Consider the following 18818-nt stretch of genomic DNA (forward strand, 5'->3'; position numbering starts at 1 on the left):
ACAAGATGCTAAGAAAGGATAGCGTTGCTATTTAACGTATCAACAGCAGCTTATAAAAAGTAAAAAAGAGCCAAATCGGCTCTTTTTTTATGTGTTTTTAGGTGGGTTTTAGGTCAAATGCAAATCAGGTTTTGGTAAGTTTTGCTGCTGATAAAAAGTATCGACAAACGCATCAAACTTATCATCTTCAATGGACTGACGAATATCTGCCATCAAGCGCTGATAGTAACGCAAATTGTGTATGGTGCCCAACTGTGCCGATAGCATTTCATTGCACTTGAACAAATGATGCAAATAGGCGCGGCTGAAATTCTGACAAGTATAACAATCACATTCGCTATCAAGCGGACTTTGGTCAAAACGGTGCACCGCATTTTTAATTTTAACGGCGCCAAAAGTGGTGAAATAATGACCATTTCGCGCATTACGTGTTGGCATCACGCAATCAAACATATCAACACCGCGGCGTACCGCTTCCACGATATCTTCAGGCTTACCCACGCCCATTAAATAACGGGGCTTGTCGGCGGGCATATCATCGGGTAAGTAATCAAGCACCGCCATCATTTCTTCTTTTGGCTCACCGACTGACAGCCCACCAATGGCATAGCCATCAAACCCAATAGCGAGCAACCCTTCTAAGGACTTTTCGCGAAGGTTGCGATACATACTGCCTTGAATAATACCAAACAAAGCATTCTTGTTACCCAGTTTTTCATGCTCATTTTTACAGCGCTCGCCCCAACGCAGCGATAATTCAAGCGATGTATCCGCTTCGCTAGGGGTCGCAGGATAGGGCGTACACTCATCAAACTGCATGACGATGTCTGAGTTCAGTGAGTATTGAATTTGCATTGATATTTCGGGGGATAAAAATACTTTTGCGCCATCAATCGGCGAGCGAAAATGCACACCTTCCTCGACGATTTTACGCATTGCACCCAGGCTAAAGACTTGAAAACCGCCGGAATCAGTTAAAATCGGCTTGTTCCAACCGATAAAGTCATGTAAGCCGCCAAATTTGTCAATGACATCGGTGGTTGGGCGCAGCCACAAATGAAAGGTATTGCCCAAGATGATTTCGGCACCGATTTCGTGGATATCCCGCGGCAGCATGCCTTTGACGGTGCCATAAGTACCGACAGGCATAAAGGCAGGGGTTTGCACATCGCCATGAGCGAGATGAACCGTACCACGGCGCGCACGGCTCTCGCCTGTAGCGTTTTTATGTAAGGTGAATTGCATATTTTGCTTTAGTAAGTTTTGCTAAAAGGCGGTATTATACCATTAACTTACGTGGCTGAAAATGCTATTAATTTTTAGTTCTTCTAATATCAATAGTAATAAAAAATAACAGGTAAGACAAAACACAAAACGTGCTAACCGCATAAATAATCACCACCCAAAGCGATTGCTTTTTTCTGTGTTCAATATGCTTGACTGCATCGGCATAATCATAAATTACTTTGCCATCGATTGAAAGTTCGTATAAAAGACGTGTGGCATCGACTTGCGATGTTTTTTGTAATGATGCCCAATCAAGGCTAACTGTTTGATTTTCTAAAGGTAAATAGTTATGCAAACAATCTTGAATATAAGGTGTGAATGGACATTGATAAAATCGTAAAGTATTTTCTGATACCACCGCCATATTTGGCAAATAGATAAGTTTGCTGTTGATTTGTTGATAAGGGGTGAATTTAGCCGTACCTTGCGAGTGAAAAAGTTCAGTTTTAGCAGGAATTGGATAGTTTAAAATCATAACTGCAGATTTAAGCGTACTAAAAAAAGCAATGCTAACTGCTAACCACAAACCAACGATTAGGTATAAAGACAATGCAGTCATTTTATTAACAAGCTGAGAAATTACTAACATCATTCTACTTTATCCAACAACATCGCATCACCGTAACTAAAGAAACGATATCGTTGCTCGATGGCGTGCTGATAAGCCTGTTTGATGGGCTCACTGCCTGCAAACGCTGACACCAGCATCAACAGCGTGGATTTCGGCAAATGAAAATTGGTGATGAGCTTATCAATCACCCCAAACCTAAATGACGGATAAATAAAAATATCGGTGTCACCTGACCAAGCCGATAGCATTGGGTTTTCAAAGTTGGCGGTTTTTTGAAACGCCGTTTCTAATACCCGTGTCACAGTGGTACCGACTGCAATCACTTGCCCGCCACGGGCTTTGGTTTGGTTAATCAAATCAGCAGTCGCTTGGGGCAACTCGGCATATTCTGAGTGCATTTTATGGCGCAAAATATCGTCTGTCTTGACAGGGGCAAATGTGCCTGCACCGACATGCAACGTGACAAAGGCAGTATTGATGCCTTTGGACTTGAATGCAGCCAATACGTTATCATCAAAATGCAGGCTTGCGGTCGGTGCGGCTACGCTGGCAAGTTTGGTTGGGTCATGAAATACCGTTTGATAACGGGTTTCGTCATTGTCATCGGCATGGCGCTCAAAATAGGGCGGAATCGGTAATTCACCATAGTGCTCAAGCACAGGCAATATCGGTTGGTCAAACGCTAGTAAAAATAAATTGTCCTCACGCCCCATTACCGTGGCATGGATGTTACCATCGGCAAGGCTCAACGTTTGCCCCTCTTTTGGGCTGCGGCTGGCGCGTACATGACACAAAGCGGTGTGCTTTTGGTTGCCAGTATCATCATCGGGCAAAATACGCTCAACCAATACTTCGACCGCGCCGCCACTGGCTTTTTGCCCAAACAGCCTTGCTTTCATGACCTTGGTGTCATTAAACACCACCAAGTCACCAGCGTTTAGCAAAGCTGGCAAATCCACAAATTGTTGGTCTTTGGGTTGACCATGAGCAGGCAAATACAGCAATCGAGAGGCGGAGCGCACCGCTAACGGATAGCGGGCAATGAGTTCATCGGGCAGTTGATAATCAAAGTCATCTAAAGTTAAAGGCATTTATGGGTTACTCGGTGATAGCAGAATCTTTGGCAAGGTGGACATTGGCTTTAGGAAATGGGCGGATTTTATCGGCGTCCGACCAAGCTTTGACCCAGTCATCAGGTGGCATATTGATATCTTTATAATCCAATGCACTGAGCACTTGCTCAGTCGGCAAAACCTTGCCTGTCACGATGTTGGTGATACCAGTGCGCAGCAGCGCAGAGCAAGTCGGCTGACCTTTGACCCACATGCTTTGTTCAATATAAAACCAGCGCTCATCAACAGCTATCAATCGGGTTTTGATGGTGACTTTATCAAATAAACGAACACGCTTACGATATTGGATGGTACTACCAGCGACCACCAGACCCCAGCGATGCTTGAATAATTTTTTGGCAAGTCCTGAGCGAATGGCAAGATCATTTCGCCCCAAATCAAACAGCGTAAAAATACGTCCGTTGTTCATTTCAAAAAAATTGTCAATGTCGTTGATATTAGCGGTCAAGGTGATTTCGCTGGTATCGGTTAATTGAAGCGAATGACCTTGTTTTTGTTTAATCGCGCTTTTGATGGCATGGGTGCCCAGTCGTAAAAAAGGATACATGGTTGTTCTCAGTCTAAATTTGTGCCACATTATAGGTAAATCGCGCTTGTTTAGCAAAATTTGTCACTATAATTACCCGACAAGTCACTATAATCACGATACAAAAGGAAAGCAAATGACCATTCAATCACAGGTAGCAGCGCAACCCTTATCAGCGGACGCTAAAAAGGTATTAGATTTTTGGTTGCAGGAAAATACTAAACCATTTTGGTTTGCCAAAGATGCGGATTTTGATAAAACCGTAACGGCTAAATTTTTAGCCACACTTGAGCAAGCCAAACGAGGCGAGTTAGGGGATTGGCGAACCAGTACAAAAGGGCGATTGGCAGAAATCATTGTATTGGACCAGTTTTCGCGCAATATTTTTCGAGATTCTTCACAGGCTTTTGCCCAAGATGGCATGGCGTTAGTATTGGCGCAAGAAATCGTCAAACAGCCAGATTTTGGCAAGTTAAATCAAGATGAACGCAATTTTGCTTTAATGCCTTTTATGCATGCGGAATCAGCAAACATTCATCAGCAGGCGTTGCCACTGTTTAAAAAATACGCCAGTAACGATACATTAGCGTTTGAATATAAGCATCAAGCCATTATTGAGAGATTTGGGCGTTATCCGCACCGCAATGCGATTTTGGGTAGACAATCCAGTGATGAGGAAATCGCCTTTTTACAACAACCCAACTCGTCATTTTAACTTTTACTAAGTTGTTGCTGGATCGCCCAATCAATATGTTCTTGTGTGTTTTCGCTTAGCATGGGGCGTTTTTGTTGCAATTTGTCAATAATTGCTTGGCTAAACGGTGTATTACCCAAGGCTACTGCCACATTGCGCATAAAGTTGTCGTAGCCCGTGCGGCGAATTGGCGAGCCTTCAGTTTTTGTCAAAAAATCCTGTGCATCCCATGCCCATAACTCAAGTAGTGACATCTCATCTAAACGGTGACGCGGATTAAAATCCTCAATCGTCGCTAATCTGGCAAATTTATTCCAAGGACAAATCAACTGACAATCATCACAGCCAAAAATGCGATTGCCAATTTTGGGGCGAAGTTCTACAGGGATTTTTCCATCTAATTCAATGGTTAAATACGAAATACACAGCCGTGCATCGACATCATAATGCCCGGTGGGTGTTTTGCGGATGGCATGGGTAGGGCACACATGAATACAAGCACGGCAACTGCCACAATGCGATGATATGGTTTCGATTTGCTTTTTATCCTCTGCCAAAGGCAAGCTGGTGAATAATTCCCCCAACACAAAAAATGACCCCGCTTGTGGGTGAATCAGCAAAGTGTGTTTGCCTGTCCAGCCCAAACCTGCTTGCTCAGCCAACGCGCGCTCAAATATAGGCGCGGAGTCGCTAAAGGGGCGAAATACAAAGTCGTTGGCATATTGCGGATAATCGGTGGTTAGTTTGTCTTGAATCAGTCTGGCTAGGGTTTTTAGTAATCCTCGCATGGTTTTATGATAATCACGTCCTCGAGCATAGCGGGCAATAATCGCTGAGTTGGGGCGCTCGTTGTCTGGTACACTGCGTTTGGGCGGCGGCGTGACCAAATAATCTAAACGCACGCTAATGATACTTTGCGTCCTGTCAACTAACAGGGCAGGGTTAGCACGTTTATCATGATTGTCTTCAAAAAACAGCATATCGCCATGTTTACCTTGGGCTAGCCAAGTTTGCAAGGCATCAAGCTGTTTGCTAAAAATGGGATTGGCGGGATGGACAAAGCCACAATCAGCAAACCCCAACGCCTTGGCTTGCGCCTTTATCCAGCGCTTGAGTGCATTGAGTTCGTTTGTAGTGTCCAACATGCCAACAACCAGATAAAATTAAAATGCTATTATAGCAAAATAAACACCTACCACATCATTGGATCATCTCATGCAAAATAATGCACAGACGGATAAAAATACGGTGATGCAAAACGCCATTGCCTTATATAGCCCCAAACAAATTTATGACATTGAAAAAAACTGGTTTAGCAAAAATGACAGTTTTGCCTTAATGCAACAAGCTGCATGGCAACTTGCACACATCATCAAGCAAGAAAGTAGCAATCAAAAAGGCAGTCGTCTTCAAAAAAGCAGTCACCTTCAAAAAAGCAGTCACCTTCGAAAAAGCAGTTACCTTCAAAAAAGCAGTCACCCTCAAAAATCGGTATTGGTAGTGGCAGGCGCGGGTAATAATGGCGGCGATGCTTGGTTGGTGGCGCATTATGTGAACAAGCTTTGCCCACATTGGTCAATTACCCTAGTACAAGTCGCAGCGCCTAGCACCGTCGACAGCCAAACAGCAAAGCACCTTTACCAGTCAAACTGTGCAAATGCGGCAAAATATTTGACGTTGACAGCATTTCTACAGCCATTCTATGAGCTTGGTTTAAGCTATCAGTATGATGTGGTGATTGATGGGTTATTGGGGATTGGGCTCGATGGCAAGCCTAGCGGTGATTATCAGACAATCATCAATTGGATTAATCAATATCGCAAGCAAAGTGACTTTTGTCAAGTCATCAGCATCGATGTACCCAGCGGACTTAATGCCGCTACGGGCGAAGTGTACGATGACATTGCGATTAAAGCAGACAAGACACTTTGTTTAATCGGGCGAAAGGTCGGACTGCATATCGGGGATAGTAAAGATTATGTTGGCAGCGTTATCGATGTGCCTTTGCTCCCTATTGAGCAATCAGGCATCTTGCTGCATTCCACGCTACCTAACTTACCACAACGTCAGCAGGTGAGCCATAAAGGTACGTATGGTCATGTACTCATCATCGGTGGCAATCGGTTACAGGATGGGCATGGCATGGCAGGGGCGGCGATATTGGCCGCCAATGCAGCATTGAGCAGTGGTGCAGGCAAAGTCACTGTTGCCTGTCATCGTGATTTTCATCCAGCCATTGTCACCGCTTTGCCCAATGCCATGACCGCGGATTTACACAATATCGCTAGCGTCATCGAGCTGATTAACGCGGTGGATGTGGTTGCCATCGGCATGGGTTTGGGTAGAGATAAAGTAACGCTTGATTTATTTAACCAGTATCTTACGGCGATCCAACAATCAGAGAAGCTATGTGTTATTGACGCTGATGGTTTATACCATTTAGCAGATTGGGCAGGCACGAGTGACGGTTTAACTGCTCCAATTCAACCACGATTGGGACAGTCAAACCAACGGTTTTATCTAACGCCGCATTCAGCGGAAGCAGGACGTTTGCTCAATCAACACTATGCTGACATCGATCGAGACAAAATCAGCGCAATTCGGGCATTAGCTCACCAATATGGGGGCAATTGGCTTATCAAAGGGGCACAAACGATTGTGCTTGAACGAGACTGTCTTGAACGAGACAGCATTGATATTTGCGGCTTGGGCAATGCCGGTATGGCAACCGCTGGCATGGGCGATTGCTTGGCAGGTCTGATGGCGGGCTTATTGGGGCAAGCAATTGCCGCACCCATGCTAACCTCCGTGCTCATACATGCCAAAGCCGGTGATACGTTAGCAGAAAAAATGGGTGAATATGCATTGCAGGCCAATCACATGGCATCGGCAATCGGTGACATCATCCATCAAATCACGGACGATTAAAATCATGGCAGGTTAAGAAGGTTCAATAGAAAAAAGGTGAGAATTCACTCACCTTTAACCTTTACACACCGTTAATTTTAATTGAATGCTAAAGTCATATAGCATGCAAAGTTATTTACAGTATTGGCTCACTGTTTGCGCGACTTGCTGACGGCGTAACTCAATTTCACGACCATCTAAATATTTACGTTCACCTTTATTGTCCATTTCATAGACTCGCCCGCCTTGGTTTAGATTAGCAAGGGTATTTTGTAATGATTTACAGCGCTCCGCATCTTGCTGTTTTTTGAGTTGCTGATTTTGTGCTTCAAGCTCAGCAGCGCGTTTTTGATCGGCTGTCAGCGTTGGTGATACACCTGATGCAGCACCTGTGCTATTGCCAGCGGTTGCAGGTGCACGACTACTAGGTCCAAGTTCACGGGTATTGACCACTTGCACTTGTCGCAAATTAACACCATTGGTCGGGGCATATTGGCTATAATGCGGCACACCATTTTTGTCAGTCCACTTGTAGTAAGTGGCTGCATTTGAATTCGCCATAATGAATGGTGATAACATGAGTGATAACAAAAACAGTGGCTTTAACATTGTTTTTCCTATGCAAGAAACTAGAAAGTTATGCGATAGCCTATCACAGCTTGATAGCTTTTAGCAGTAAATTTCGACAAGATAATCGTATAATTTGCTAAAGGTAGTTTTCTAAAAACGACTGGCTCAATCAGTTTGAGATTTTAAAGTTTATCAAGCCTTAAAACCAAGCCTTAAAATCAAGCTTCAGACAATTCATTTATCTATAACTAAAAGTTATTAATTCTAATAGCTTTTTTTTATTGACAAGTGTTAAAAAAACTCACATCATAAGTCCTCTACTGGTCGTTAGTAACAATTATCGTTGGTTACTAATTGGTAAAATCTAAGCTAATTGGCGCTATCCGCTAATTAGGCTCTACAATTGGATGAGAGCATTTTTTACCGTTGTTGTTGTTTATGAATCTAAACAAAAGAATCTAACAACCCTGACTTATCGGTCAACAAAGACAAAAAGTAGCCATCAATTTATACATTACGTAATTTTTGTGATGCTTTCTTTTTTGGTTATCATGCTTTTTGCCCTCGTCTGATTTGTTCACTGTTACCTTATGGCAGTGTTGGAAGATTCTTGCTAATCATTTAGCAATTTTTATCTAAAACAACTTCCCAGTATCATTTTTGAAGACGACCATAAAAGGTGATGACAGTGACTCAAACTACCCAAGCTCCCAATATGACGGGAGAAAACCAAACGGCTCACGCTGCACCCAATTTTGACAAAAAAACCGCCAAAGCCTCAGCAGGTGAACCTGTGATGATGTCTGGTGCAGAAATGCTGGTGCAAGCGCTAATTGACGAAGGTGTCGAATACATTTTTGGCTATCCAGGCGGCGCCGTGTTGCATATTTATGATGCTTTGTTCAAACAAGATAGCATTGAGCACATCCTCGTGCGTCACGAACAAGCAGCGGGTCATATGGCAGATGCTTATTCCCGTGTCACAGGTCAAACAGGGGTGGTATTAGCGACATCAGGTCCAGGCGCCACCAATACGGTTACTGCCATCGCAACCGCGTTTATGGATTCCATTCCGATGGTTATCATCTCAGGTCAGGTGCCTTCAAGCCTCATCGGTGATGATGCGTTCCAAGAAACTGATATGATTGGTGTGTCACGTCCTGTCGTCAAACACAGTTTTCAAGTACGTCATGCCAGCGAAATCCCAGAAATCGTGCGCAAAGCATTTTATATCGCAAGCTCTGGTCGCCCAGGTCCTGTGGTGATTGATGTACCCAAAGACAAAACTGCGCCTAATGAAAAATTCCCTTATCATTTCCCTGAGTCGGTCAGTATGCGTTCTTACCAACCATCGGTTCGCGGTCATTCAGGACAAATTCGTAAAGCCATCGAAACCTTACTTGCTGCTAAACGCCCTGTATTATATTCAGGGGGTGGCGTGATTGCATCAAACGCCAGTGCAGAATTAACCGCATTAGCCCGTTTACTTAATTTACCGGTGACTAATACTTTGATGGGTTTAGGCGCTTATCCAGGGTCGGATAAACAGTTTTTAGGTATGCTTGGGATGCATGGTACGTATGAAGCCAATATGACCATGCACAATTCAGATGTGATTTTGGCTGTGGGCGCGCGTTTTGATGACCGTGTGACCAACAATACGCAAAAATTCTGTCCAAACGCTAAAATTATCCATATTGATATCGACCCTGCATCAATCTCAAAAACCATCAACGCACATATCCCGATTGTCGGTGATGTAAAAAATGTGCTAAGTGATATGCTCGCCGTATTAACAGAAAATAACGCACAGCTTGACCAAGCCGCGCTAAATGATTGGTGGGCGCAAATCAATGAATGGCGTAAACGTCATGGTCTACGCTATGACAAAGACGACAGCAATGGCATGAAACCACAGCACGTTGTTGAGCGCTTATATGAGTTAACCCATGGTAAAGCTATCGTCACATCTGATGTGGGTCAGCACCAAATGTTTGCCGCCCTATACTATAAATACGATGAGCCGCGTCAATGGTTAAACTCAGGGGGTTTAGGCACCATGGGGGTAGGATTGCCTTATGCAATGGCAGCCAAACTTGCTAACCCAGAGCGCGATGTGGTCTGTATCACCGGTGAAGGCTCAATTCAGATGAATATCCAAGAGCTATCAACTTGCCTACAATATAACTTACCAGTGAAGATTTTAAATCTTAATAACGCCCAGTTGGGTATGGTCAAGCAATGGCAAGATATGATTTATGAAGGTCGCCATTCGCACTCTTATATGGATTCATTGCCAGATTTTGTCAAACTTGCAGAAGCTTACGGTCATGTCGGTATCCAAATCACCGACCCAGCCAAACTTGATGAACAACTTGCTTATGCCTTATCACTCAAAGATCGATTGGTATTTATCGATGTGCTCGTCGATAAAAACGAGCATGTTTATCCAATGCAATTAGCAGGTCAGTCAATGCGTGATATGTGGTTAGCCAAAGGGGAGCGTACCTAATGAAACATTTAATTTCTGTCTTAATGGAAAATGAATCAGGGTCACTGTCTCGTGTGGTTGGCTTATTTTCACAACGTGGCTATAACATCGAGACACTGAACGTTGCCCCAACCGATGACCCGACTTTATCGCGTTTGACCTTGACCACAGATACCGATCAAAATAAGATTGAGCAAGTGACCAAACAGTTGCACAAGCTGATTGAAATCGTTAAAGTAACCACGCTGACCGATAATGTACATATTGAGCGCGAACTCATGCTGATCAAAGTACGTGCCACGGGTAGCAACCGCGAAGAAGTGAAGCGCTGTGCGGATATCTTCCGTGCAAGTATTGTTGATATCACGCCCAATGTCTATACCATTCAAATTGTCGGTGACACCGCAAAATTGGACGGTTTTATCGAATTGATGGGACGGGAACGCATTTTAGAGGTGGTACGTTCTGGTGTTATTGGTATCGCTCGGGGTGAAAAAATCCTCAGCGTCTAAATTTACCAACCTTTTAATCTTTTAATAGTAGTTGTTTTTTACACAAGGAAATAGTTATGAACATTTTTTATGATAAAGATTGTGATCTATCAATCATCCAAGGCAAAAAAGTTGCGATTATCGGTTACGGATCACAAGGTCACGCCCATGCATTAAACCTAAAAGACAGCGGTGTTGATGTCACAGTTGGCCTGCGCAAAGATTCATCATCTTGGAAAAAAGCAGAAAATGCCGGTCTAAAAGTGGCTGAAGTAGAAGAAGCAGTCAAGCAAGCTGACTTAGTTATGATTTTGACCCCTGATGAATTCCAAAAACAACTTTACAATGACGTGATTGAGCCAAACATTAAACAAGGTGCAACGCTTGCGTTTGCTCATGGTTTCTCAATCCATTACAACCAAGTGGTACCACGCAAAGACCTAGACGTCATCATGATTGCACCAAAAGCACCGGGTCATACTGTGCGTAACGAATTTGCCACAGGCGGCGGTATTCCCGACTTAATCGCCGTTTACCAAGATGCCTCTGGTCAAGCCAAACAAGTCGCGTTATCTTACGCGATGGGCGTCGGTGGTGGCCGTTCAGGTATCATCGAAACAACGTTCAAAGACGAAACTGAAACGGACCTATTTGGTGAGCAAGCGGTATTGTGTGGTGGTGCGGTTGAACTGGTCAAAATGGGCTTTGAAACCTTGGTTGAAGCAGGTTATGCCCCAGAAATGGCTTACTTTGAATGTCTACACGAATTAAAATTGATTGTAGACTTGATGTACCAAGGCGGTATTGCTGATATGAACTACTCAATCAGTAACAATGCAGAATACGGTGAATACGTAACAGGTCTAGAAGTTATTAATGACCAATCACGTGAAGCGATGCGCAATGCCCTAAAACGTATCCAATCAGGCGAATATGCAAAAATGTTTATCGCTGAAGGTATGTCAGGTTATCCATCAATGACAGCGCGCCGCCGTCAAACCGCTGAGCATGAAATCGAAAAAACAGGTGCCAAACTTCGCGGTATGATGCCTTGGATTACCTCAAGCAAAATCATCGACAAAGAGAAAAACTAGTTTTGCACTCAGTTATTTTTACCAATGGTATCATACTCAATTGGTAAAACAATAAAATGACAATAACCCTGTACTGTGTAAATTTACATGGACAGGGTTTTTTAGTATAAAATAATGGGTATCGATGTAAAGTTTATGAGATTTGTTTTGAATATAGCGTCTGTTTGGCAGTTGTCGACTGCAACTTTGTTACACACTTTTAGCGGTATGAGTGCTTTGCCTACATTGGCAAATCCTTTGAATCACCTGATGGGGGATAGCTATACGTTAAATTGGCAAGCAATTTATCTGGTGGGTACGCTAATTGTCGCCCTACTGATTGCGTATGAATCCATTGTTTTGAAGAAAAACTTAGGAAAACTGCCGCAATCGATGTTATTTAGTGTGAGCTCCATATTAGAAACTGTGTGGCTTATGGTATCTGTGGTCGCCGTATATTATGGCGCATTCAGCAGCATTGCCAAAGTTGTGCCATTTGCCTATATTTTGTATAGCATATTTGGTTGGATTTATGGATTTTATCTACTTAAAGATCAGGCGGGCGATATTAAAGATGTCGATGACATGAGTATGCCCATCAAATATATGGACTATAGCCTATCATTTTCACTGGTGATTATCGTGACCAGCATTGCGATATTTATCAATATGTTGATGAACGGTGTTATTGCCTTTAATCTAGCTTAATAAAGTCAATTTAAATCCCTTTTTAATTGTAACTTTGTGGTAAAAAATTCAAAAAATAGTAGGTGAAACGCTAAAACTAGGCTATACTGTCATTATTCGCTAAAATACACTTAACAAACTTTTGGCGATGACAATTTATAACACCCTGTATTTACCTAAGTAATTGCAAGCGTTATAGATAACATAGTTAATTTTTAATGTAGGATTTTTTATGTCAGATAAAGCTACTGGTACTGTAAAATGGTTCAATGAGAGCAAAGGTTTCGGCTTCATCGCTCAAGACAATGGCGGTCAAGACGTTTTTGCTCATTACAGTGCAATCCAAGGTTCAGGTTTTAAAACACTTAAAGAAGGTCAACGTGTGAGCTTCGTATTGAGCCAAGGTCAAAAAGGCCCACAAGCCGAACAAATCGAAGCACAATAATAATAACTACAAGCTTAATTGTTTGTTTATTAACTGCTTATCTTAATTAGCTTGCAATAAAGAAAAACAACCAGACGATAGGTTGTTTTTTTTTGCGCGTTTGTTTTGTGTTCCATATTCATATCAAACACGAGACATTGTATGTTGAATATTTAGTTAAAAAATTTCCCTAATTATTTTAGTTATGATATATTCGAAAAATTCAAGAATTTTTGATGTTTTCCAACCATTTTTTTATGACTTAAAATTCATAGGATTTTCTTGATTTGTTGGGTAAGTTATCGCAACATATATTATTAACGAAGATAATGGGTATTGTGAGTATTCACAGTATAACTATTCTTTTTAGCTTGCTAAGTTAGCTCACCAAGCTAGTTTAAGTTAAGAAGAATAGGATGTTCATTTTATCATGACTGGGGATACTTGGATTTATCCTCCTTTTTTAATTCATATAACAAACGAGGAACGTATGAAAGCATTAGTTGCTGTTAAACGTGTAGTTGACTATAACGTAAAAGTTCGTGTAAAAGCGGACAACACTGGTGTTGACTTAACCAATGTTAAAATGTCTGTAAACCCATTTGATGAGATTGCTGTGGAAGAAGCTGTACGCCTACAAGAAGCGGGCGTGGTCTCTGAAATTGTTGTTGTATCTATCGGTCCAAAAGAAGCACAAGAACAAATCCGTGGCGCAATGGCACTGGGTGCAGATCGTGGTATTTTAGTTGAAACTACCGACACTGTGCGTCCACTACAAGTGGCAAAAATTTTAAAAGCGATTGCACAAGCTGAAGCTGCTGACATCATTTTACTAGGCAAACAAGCGATTGATGATGACAACAACCAAACAGGTCAAATGCTAGCGGCATTATTAGATGTAGGTCAAGCAACCTTTGCATCACAAGTAAAAGTCGAAGGTGGTAGCGTCAATGTAACACGTGAAATCGATGGTGGCTTACAAACCGTTCAGTTATCATTGCCTGCGGTTATCACCACTGATTTACGTTTAAATGAACCACGTTATGCCAAACTGCCTAACATCATGAAAGCGAAGAAAAAACCATTAGAAGAGAAAAAACCAGAAGATTATGGTGTTTCTACCGCTAGTAACATTCAAATCGTAAAAGTAACGCCACCTGCAGAGCGTAAAGCGGGTGTTAAAGTTAAATCGGTTGACGAGTTGGTCGATAAATTAAGAAACGAAGCTAAAGTTATCTAATTATTAGTTATCTAATCATTTAACTACCTTCAATTTAATTCGTCATTTAACGATAGCGATTATCAAATATTAAGGAAAATCTCATGGCAATTTTAGTATATGCAGAACATGATAATAAAGAGCTGAAAAAAGCAACACTCAACACCGTAACGGCAGCAAGCAAAATCGGTGGCGATATCGTTGTATTAGTTGCAGGTCTTGGCTGTGAAGCCGTAGCAGAACAAGCCGCTAAAGTAGCGGGGGTGTCAAAGGTGCTTTGCGCAAGTAATGCTGCTTTTGAGCATCAACTGGCTGAAAACGTCGCTAAACTCGTGGTATCGCTTGCAGGTGATTATAGCCATATCGTGGTACCAGCGACAACAACAGGTAAAAACTTCTTACCACGCGTTGCCGCTTTGTTAGACGTCAATATGCTAACTGATGTGACCGCTGTGATTGATGCAGAGACATTTGAGCGTCCAATCTACGCAGGTAACGCCATTGCAACCGTTAAAGATACTGAAAGCAAAAAAATTATCACAGTTCGTGCCACCGCATTTGATGCAGCGGCAGCAGAAGGTGGCGCAGCCAGTATAGAGCAAGTAAGCGCAGGCGAAGATGCGGGCAAATCAAAATTTGTCGGTGAAGAGTTAGCAAAATCTGATCGTCCAGAATTAACGGCTGCAGAGATTGTTGTATCGGGTGGTCGTGCATTAGGCAGCGGTGAAAACTTCACCAAATATATTGAGCCACTCGCTGATAAACTAGGCGCTGCGATGGGTGCATCACGTGCCGCAGTTGATGCAGGTTATGTGCCAAACGACCTACAAGTGGGTCAAACAGGTAAAATTGTCGCGCCAAACCTATACATTGCCGCAGGTATCTCAGGTGCCATTCAGCATTTGGCAGGTATGAAAGATTCAAAAGTTATCGTTGCCATCAACAATGACCCAGAAGCACCAATCTCTCAAGTGGCTGATTATTTCCTAGAAGGTGATATTTTTACAGTCTTGCCAGAACTAACTAGCAAATTGTAATTGCCGCTATCATCAGCTACTAAGCGATAAATATATAGGCGATAAATATAAAAAAACCTCATGCTTTTTGAGGTTTTTTTATTTGCTATTTACTGGCTAAGCACTGACTTAATTATCGCTAAAAGTATATTGATTGTTGTATAGCGACTAGGTAATATAATAAAAATTATGGGATTTTATTGATAGTAAATTTTTTGGAAATAAATCGTGAAAATGGATTTAAAAAAATTCCGTACAGAGATGCAGCAGCTGCTTAGCGAGCAGCAACTAGACAATGTGAAAGTACGTCCCTTTATCTGTTCAGGGTCCCCCCTTAATTGCAAAATTATGATGGTCGGCTACAATCCAGCGCGCGAAGTTAATTTAGACGTGTTTGATGCAAGTATTTGGCATGATGACATAGGGTTTGATCGTGAATCGTTTGCTGAGCATTATGACATCGCGAGCTACAATGATGATTTACAGTGGAATCGCAACCATATATTTCAGCAAAATTTGATTGATGAAATCTCAAATCATCCTGTGATTGAAACTTATCTTTATAGTGTTATCACCCCTAAGAAGACTTTACTAAGCCCCCAGCATAAACGTACGCATCTATTTGATTGGCTATATGGTATTCTCAAACCTGTTTTAATCATTACCCAAAATATGGATGTCATTAAATATTTTGAGCGAGAAGCCAATAAAACTCTTGTGAGAAATACATTTAACGCCATTACTTATCGCGATTTACACTGTGTGATTTTGCCCATCAGCCATTTATCCAAAAAATGGAATGACACCGAAATGTACCATTTGAAAGAAGAAATTGATGAGCTGTTTAATTTAATTACTGTTTAGAGAATAGTGTTTAATTGATAAATTTATAAACCAATAATAAAAAAACCTAACAGCATCATCTGTTAAGCTTTTATAATTAAAGATAAAATTTATAACCAACCTGCCTTTTTAAATCGATAGTAAAGCGTGAAACAAATGGTCAAAATAACGGCTAATAAGACATAGTAGGCATAATGCATTTTTAGTTCAGGCATATTTTCAAAGTTCATCCCATAAATCCCTGCGACCGCGGTCGGAACCGCGAGGATACCTGCCCAAGCGGCAAGTTTTCGTACCACATCATTCTGACCCGTATTTACCACTGCCATGTAAGTATCCATGGCAACACTGAGCATTTCGTTGAGTCCATTGACCGCATCGAGCGCACGCAGTAGATGGTCATTGACGTCGCGAAAATACGGTTTGGCTTGGCTAGGGAAACTTGGAATCAAATCAGTCTTTTTATGATTGATAAAAAAATTACAGATATCTTGTACGGGTAAGATGACAGCACGCATATGCACGAGCTGTGATTTTAATTCATACAAATTGCGCAGTGTATGTTTGTTAAAGTTTTCAGAGAAAATTTCCCGTTCTTGCTCACGCAAATAACGCCCTAATTTTTCAGTGATAGGTAAATAGTTATCGACGATAAAGTCTAGAATGGCATGCAGTACAAAGATAGGTCCAAGGCGCAATTTTTCTGGTCGGCGATGACAAAAATCTCGCACACTTTGGTAGCTATGAGAGGCACCTTGACGAATAGTGATAATATATTGCTTGCCCATAAAGATGGCCGTAGTGCCATAACGAATGGTGTTTTCGGTCAATTTGGCGGTTCGTACCACCACGAACACGCTATCATTACCATAGCTTTCAACTTTGGCGCGTTGATGTTCAGCAAAAGCATCTTCGATGGCAAGTTCGTGCAAGTCAAATGCCTCTTGAACTTCTCGAATGGTTTCGATACTTGGGTCATGCAGTCCTACCCAAACAAATACGTTGTTGTTGGATAATTCGCGGCGCACATCATCAAGCTCAATCTCGCCGATTTTTTCCCCAGATTTACGAGAGTAGGCAAAGCAGTTGGCAATCTCATTTTTCCCTTTAAAGCGATCTTCGGTGATTTCAGCTTCAGGGTTGTACTCAGGGGGTGGTACATCGGTAGGTGCGTAGACTTCGACAGTGCCGTCATCGTCATAATCTTCGCCATAGATATAACTATCGTCACCGTGCAAATCGAGCTCTTCATCCGCGATTTCATCATACATGACATCAGCGTTGGCAAGGGTAAAAGAATCCGACGACATATCATGTGGCGGATTAAGTGTCGAGGCTAACGGCAGAGTGACGTGCTGGGTCGTCTGAGTGGGGTGCTCTAATAAATCGTCGCTGCGTTCAGATAAATTTTTGTTTTGGTGGGGTGGCGTCATAACCAAAAACCTCGCTATCACGATTTGAAAGAGTTGTATCAGATCGAATAAATGTGTCCAGTCGTTATCAAAGTACTAAAAGGTAGCAACCACAAAACAGCAAGTAAACATCAAAATAGGCAAATGCGCCTGTGTGTTCTTGCTATTTTGTAATTCTCAGTGATTTTTAAACGAATAAAAAAAGAAGTCATGCATTGACAATGCAATCATACGGCTAAAATTAGATGGATAATGATAACAGTGAAAAATGACAATCTCAAGATAATTATACGTGACAAGACCGCTAAAACCTAGTTGAATCTAGTTAACCATGCACTTAGCAACGGGCATTTTTTCACTATCGCCTTAAATAGCGTACTGCTGCAGTATCTCTATATTTACTAACTCTAAGAGGCTCTCATGGCATGCGGCAAGCTTAAGCGGCGGCGCAACCCCTGCATCCAATGCTTCCACCCAGCGCAGGGCGCACACGCACCAAAAATCATTGGGCTGCAGCCCTGGAAAACCAAATTCGGGTAAAGGGGTCACCAAATCATTGCCCTTGGCAACAGAAAATTCCAAGAATTCTCGGGTCATTTTGGCGCAAACCGTGTGTAAACCGACGTCACCAGCGCCGGTATGGCAAAAACCATTTCGATAATAACCTGTTAATGGGTCAAAACAGCAACTCGCTAGTGCGGTACCCAGTACATTGGTTTGGTTTAATTCAGCTTTTGGATGATAGGACATAGTGAGCTCTTTTGACGTTTTGATTGGGTTATATCGATGATTGGCTAAAGTTGAGAGATAGATGTTGGTAGTTTTTCTAAAGCAGTACTCTGAGTTTTTTGCATAAAATCTCGCTGATAGAATTGCTCAAGTGCTGATTTATTGGCCTCACTTACTGCCTTGTCAAACACCTCAGCCAAACGTAATTTTAAATGCCCTAAGGCAATGCCAAAGAAGATTTGGCCGAGCGCATCGCTTTGGGCATCGAGCTGTGGTGCATTGGGAAGTAAATTCGACAATAGACTGGTTGAGCGCTCAATAAATGGATGTGGGGTAGCACTTGATGGCTGAAAGCGCTCGGTAGCAAAGGCGCGAACAGTTTGGTTGATAATGCCGAGGCTCAGGCTTATTAAAGCAGCAGATTTTTCATCAGCGAAAATTTGCGGCATCAGGTGCGCCAAAATCACACTGCTTTCTGTGATGAGTAATTGCTTATCGGTGAGCAGGGCAGGTACTTGGCTAAAAGGGTTGACCGCTAATAATTCTTGTGGGTTTTCCCAAGGCATGACAAATATAAGCTCGGCATCGATTTGCTGGCGTAAACAGGCGACCATCACGAGACGGGCGAAAGGGGAAGTAGTTGAGACAAAGAGTTTCATGGGTGAATTGGATTTCCCTATACTGGTTGCATGGCTGTAAGTTTTAATAAATAAGTTTCAATAAATAAGTTTCAATAAAATTTTAT

The 18818-nt window shown here is 42.2% G+C and carries 19 protein-coding genes; 10 read left to right on the plus strand and 9 right to left on the minus strand.

Going from position 1 to position 18818, the window contains the following annotated elements; all coding sequences use genetic code 11:
• Positions 1 to 108 precede the first annotated feature (108 nt).
• The 4 genes from tgt to RTN07_RS02280 form a co-directional block, all read right to left on the minus strand.
• A complete protein-coding gene (gene tgt / locus RTN07_RS02265) occupies positions 109 to 1245 on the minus strand; it encodes a tRNA guanosine(34) transglycosylase Tgt (RefSeq protein ID WP_138018920.1) in 1137 nt (378 codons plus the stop codon).
• 67 nt (positions 1246 to 1312) lie between these two features.
• Complete coding sequence (locus tag RTN07_RS02270; protein ID WP_312175293.1) at positions 1313 to 1879, minus strand: hypothetical protein; 567 nt, start codon at positions 1877 to 1879, stop codon at positions 1313 to 1315.
• Entirely contained in the window at positions 1876 to 2949 is a 1074-nt protein-coding gene (gene queA, locus RTN07_RS02275) for a tRNA preQ1(34) S-adenosylmethionine ribosyltransferase-isomerase QueA (protein ID WP_312175294.1), read from the minus strand. Before queA ends, RTN07_RS02270 begins: the two co-directional genes overlap by 4 nt.
• A 7-nt stretch (positions 2950 to 2956) precedes the next feature.
• A complete protein-coding gene (locus RTN07_RS02280) occupies positions 2957 to 3538 on the minus strand; it encodes an acyl-CoA thioesterase (protein ID WP_007116790.1) in 582 nt (193 codons plus the stop codon).
• Positions 3539 to 3653: 115 nt separating this feature from the next.
• Between RTN07_RS02280 and RTN07_RS02285 the strand changes: the two genes are divergently transcribed.
• A complete protein-coding gene (locus RTN07_RS02285; RefSeq protein WP_312175296.1) occupies positions 3654 to 4232 on the plus strand; it encodes a DUF924 family protein in 579 nt (192 codons plus the stop codon).
• Here RTN07_RS02285 and queG read toward each other — a convergent pair.
• Positions 4229 to 5356 (minus strand): tRNA epoxyqueuosine(34) reductase QueG, encoded by a 1128-nt coding sequence (queG, locus tag RTN07_RS02290; protein WP_312175299.1) that lies wholly within the window; start codon positions 5354 to 5356, stop codon positions 4229 to 4231. The genes RTN07_RS02285 and queG overlap by 4 nt on opposite strands.
• Before the next feature lie 70 nt (positions 5357 to 5426).
• On the opposite strand from queG, the gene RTN07_RS02295 reads away from it, so the two are divergent.
• A complete protein-coding gene (locus RTN07_RS02295; RefSeq protein ID WP_312175300.1) occupies positions 5427 to 7139 on the plus strand; it encodes an NAD(P)H-hydrate dehydratase in 1713 nt (570 codons plus the stop codon).
• Between the two features lie 111 nt (positions 7140 to 7250).
• On the opposite strand, the gene RTN07_RS02300 is transcribed toward RTN07_RS02295, so the two are convergent.
• Positions 7251 to 7727, minus strand: coding sequence for a DUF4124 domain-containing protein (locus tag RTN07_RS02300; RefSeq protein ID WP_096488819.1), 477 nt, complete (start codon positions 7725 to 7727; stop codon positions 7251 to 7253).
• Positions 7728 to 8484: 757 nt separating this feature from the next.
• On the opposite strand from RTN07_RS02300, the gene RTN07_RS02305 reads away from it, so the two are divergent.
• The 8 genes from RTN07_RS02305 (at position 8485) to RTN07_RS02340 (ending at position 15953) form a co-directional block, all read left to right on the plus strand.
• Entirely contained in the window at positions 8485 to 10200 is a 1716-nt protein-coding gene (locus RTN07_RS02305; protein ID WP_312175427.1) for an acetolactate synthase 3 large subunit, read from the plus strand.
• Positions 10200 to 10691 (plus strand): acetolactate synthase small subunit, encoded by a 492-nt coding sequence (ilvN, locus tag RTN07_RS02310; RefSeq protein ID WP_096488820.1) that lies wholly within the window; start codon positions 10200 to 10202, stop codon positions 10689 to 10691. Before RTN07_RS02305 ends, ilvN begins: the two co-directional genes overlap by 1 nt.
• A 56-nt stretch (positions 10692 to 10747) precedes the next feature.
• The gene (gene ilvC, locus RTN07_RS02315) at positions 10748 to 11764 is read left to right on the plus strand and encodes a ketol-acid reductoisomerase (protein ID WP_007116783.1); all 1017 of its coding nucleotides are present in this window, start codon (positions 10748 to 10750) and stop codon (positions 11762 to 11764) included.
• Positions 11765 to 11899: 135 nt separating this feature from the next.
• On the plus strand, positions 11900 to 12451 hold the full coding sequence (locus RTN07_RS02320) for a hypothetical protein (protein WP_312175302.1): 552 nt from the start codon (positions 11900 to 11902) through the stop codon (positions 12449 to 12451).
• Positions 12452 to 12662: 211 nt separating this feature from the next.
• On the plus strand, positions 12663 to 12875 hold the full coding sequence (locus RTN07_RS02325; protein ID WP_007116781.1) for a cold-shock protein: 213 nt from the start codon (positions 12663 to 12665) through the stop codon (positions 12873 to 12875).
• A gap of 469 nt (positions 12876 to 13344) precedes the next feature.
• Positions 13345 to 14094: an electron transfer flavoprotein subunit beta/FixA family protein gene (locus tag RTN07_RS02330; RefSeq protein WP_219331180.1), complete on the plus strand. Its 750-nt coding sequence runs from the start codon at positions 13345 to 13347 to the stop codon at positions 14092 to 14094.
• Between the two features lie 83 nt (positions 14095 to 14177).
• Complete coding sequence (locus tag RTN07_RS02335) at positions 14178 to 15110, plus strand: electron transfer flavoprotein subunit alpha/FixB family protein (protein WP_076776032.1); 933 nt, start codon at positions 14178 to 14180, stop codon at positions 15108 to 15110.
• Positions 15111 to 15317: 207 nt separating this feature from the next.
• On the plus strand, positions 15318 to 15953 hold the full coding sequence (locus tag RTN07_RS02340) for a hypothetical protein (protein ID WP_157797019.1): 636 nt from the start codon (positions 15318 to 15320) through the stop codon (positions 15951 to 15953).
• A gap of 89 nt (positions 15954 to 16042) precedes the next feature.
• Here RTN07_RS02340 and corA read toward each other — a convergent pair whose 3' ends face one another.
• From corA to RTN07_RS02355, 3 genes are all read right to left on the minus strand, one after another.
• Positions 16043 to 17203 carry a magnesium/cobalt transporter CorA gene (gene corA, locus RTN07_RS02345; protein ID WP_312175429.1) on the minus strand — a complete coding sequence of 387 codons (1161 nt, stop codon included), beginning with the start codon at positions 17201 to 17203 and terminating at the stop codon, positions 16043 to 16045.
• Between the two features lie 507 nt (positions 17204 to 17710).
• Complete coding sequence (locus RTN07_RS02350; RefSeq protein ID WP_050324360.1) at positions 17711 to 18094, minus strand: DUF2237 family protein; 384 nt, start codon at positions 18092 to 18094, stop codon at positions 17711 to 17713.
• Between the two features lie 44 nt (positions 18095 to 18138).
• Complete coding sequence (locus RTN07_RS02355) at positions 18139 to 18732, minus strand: glutathione S-transferase N-terminal domain-containing protein (protein ID WP_312175309.1); 594 nt, start codon at positions 18730 to 18732, stop codon at positions 18139 to 18141.
• Positions 18733 to 18818: the final 86 nt, after the last annotated feature.

Origin of the sequence: Moraxella sp. CTOTU46934 (assembly GCF_031979465.1) — a bacterium.
Classification (GTDB): Bacteria; Pseudomonadota; Gammaproteobacteria; order Pseudomonadales; family Moraxellaceae; genus Faucicola; species Faucicola tetraodonis.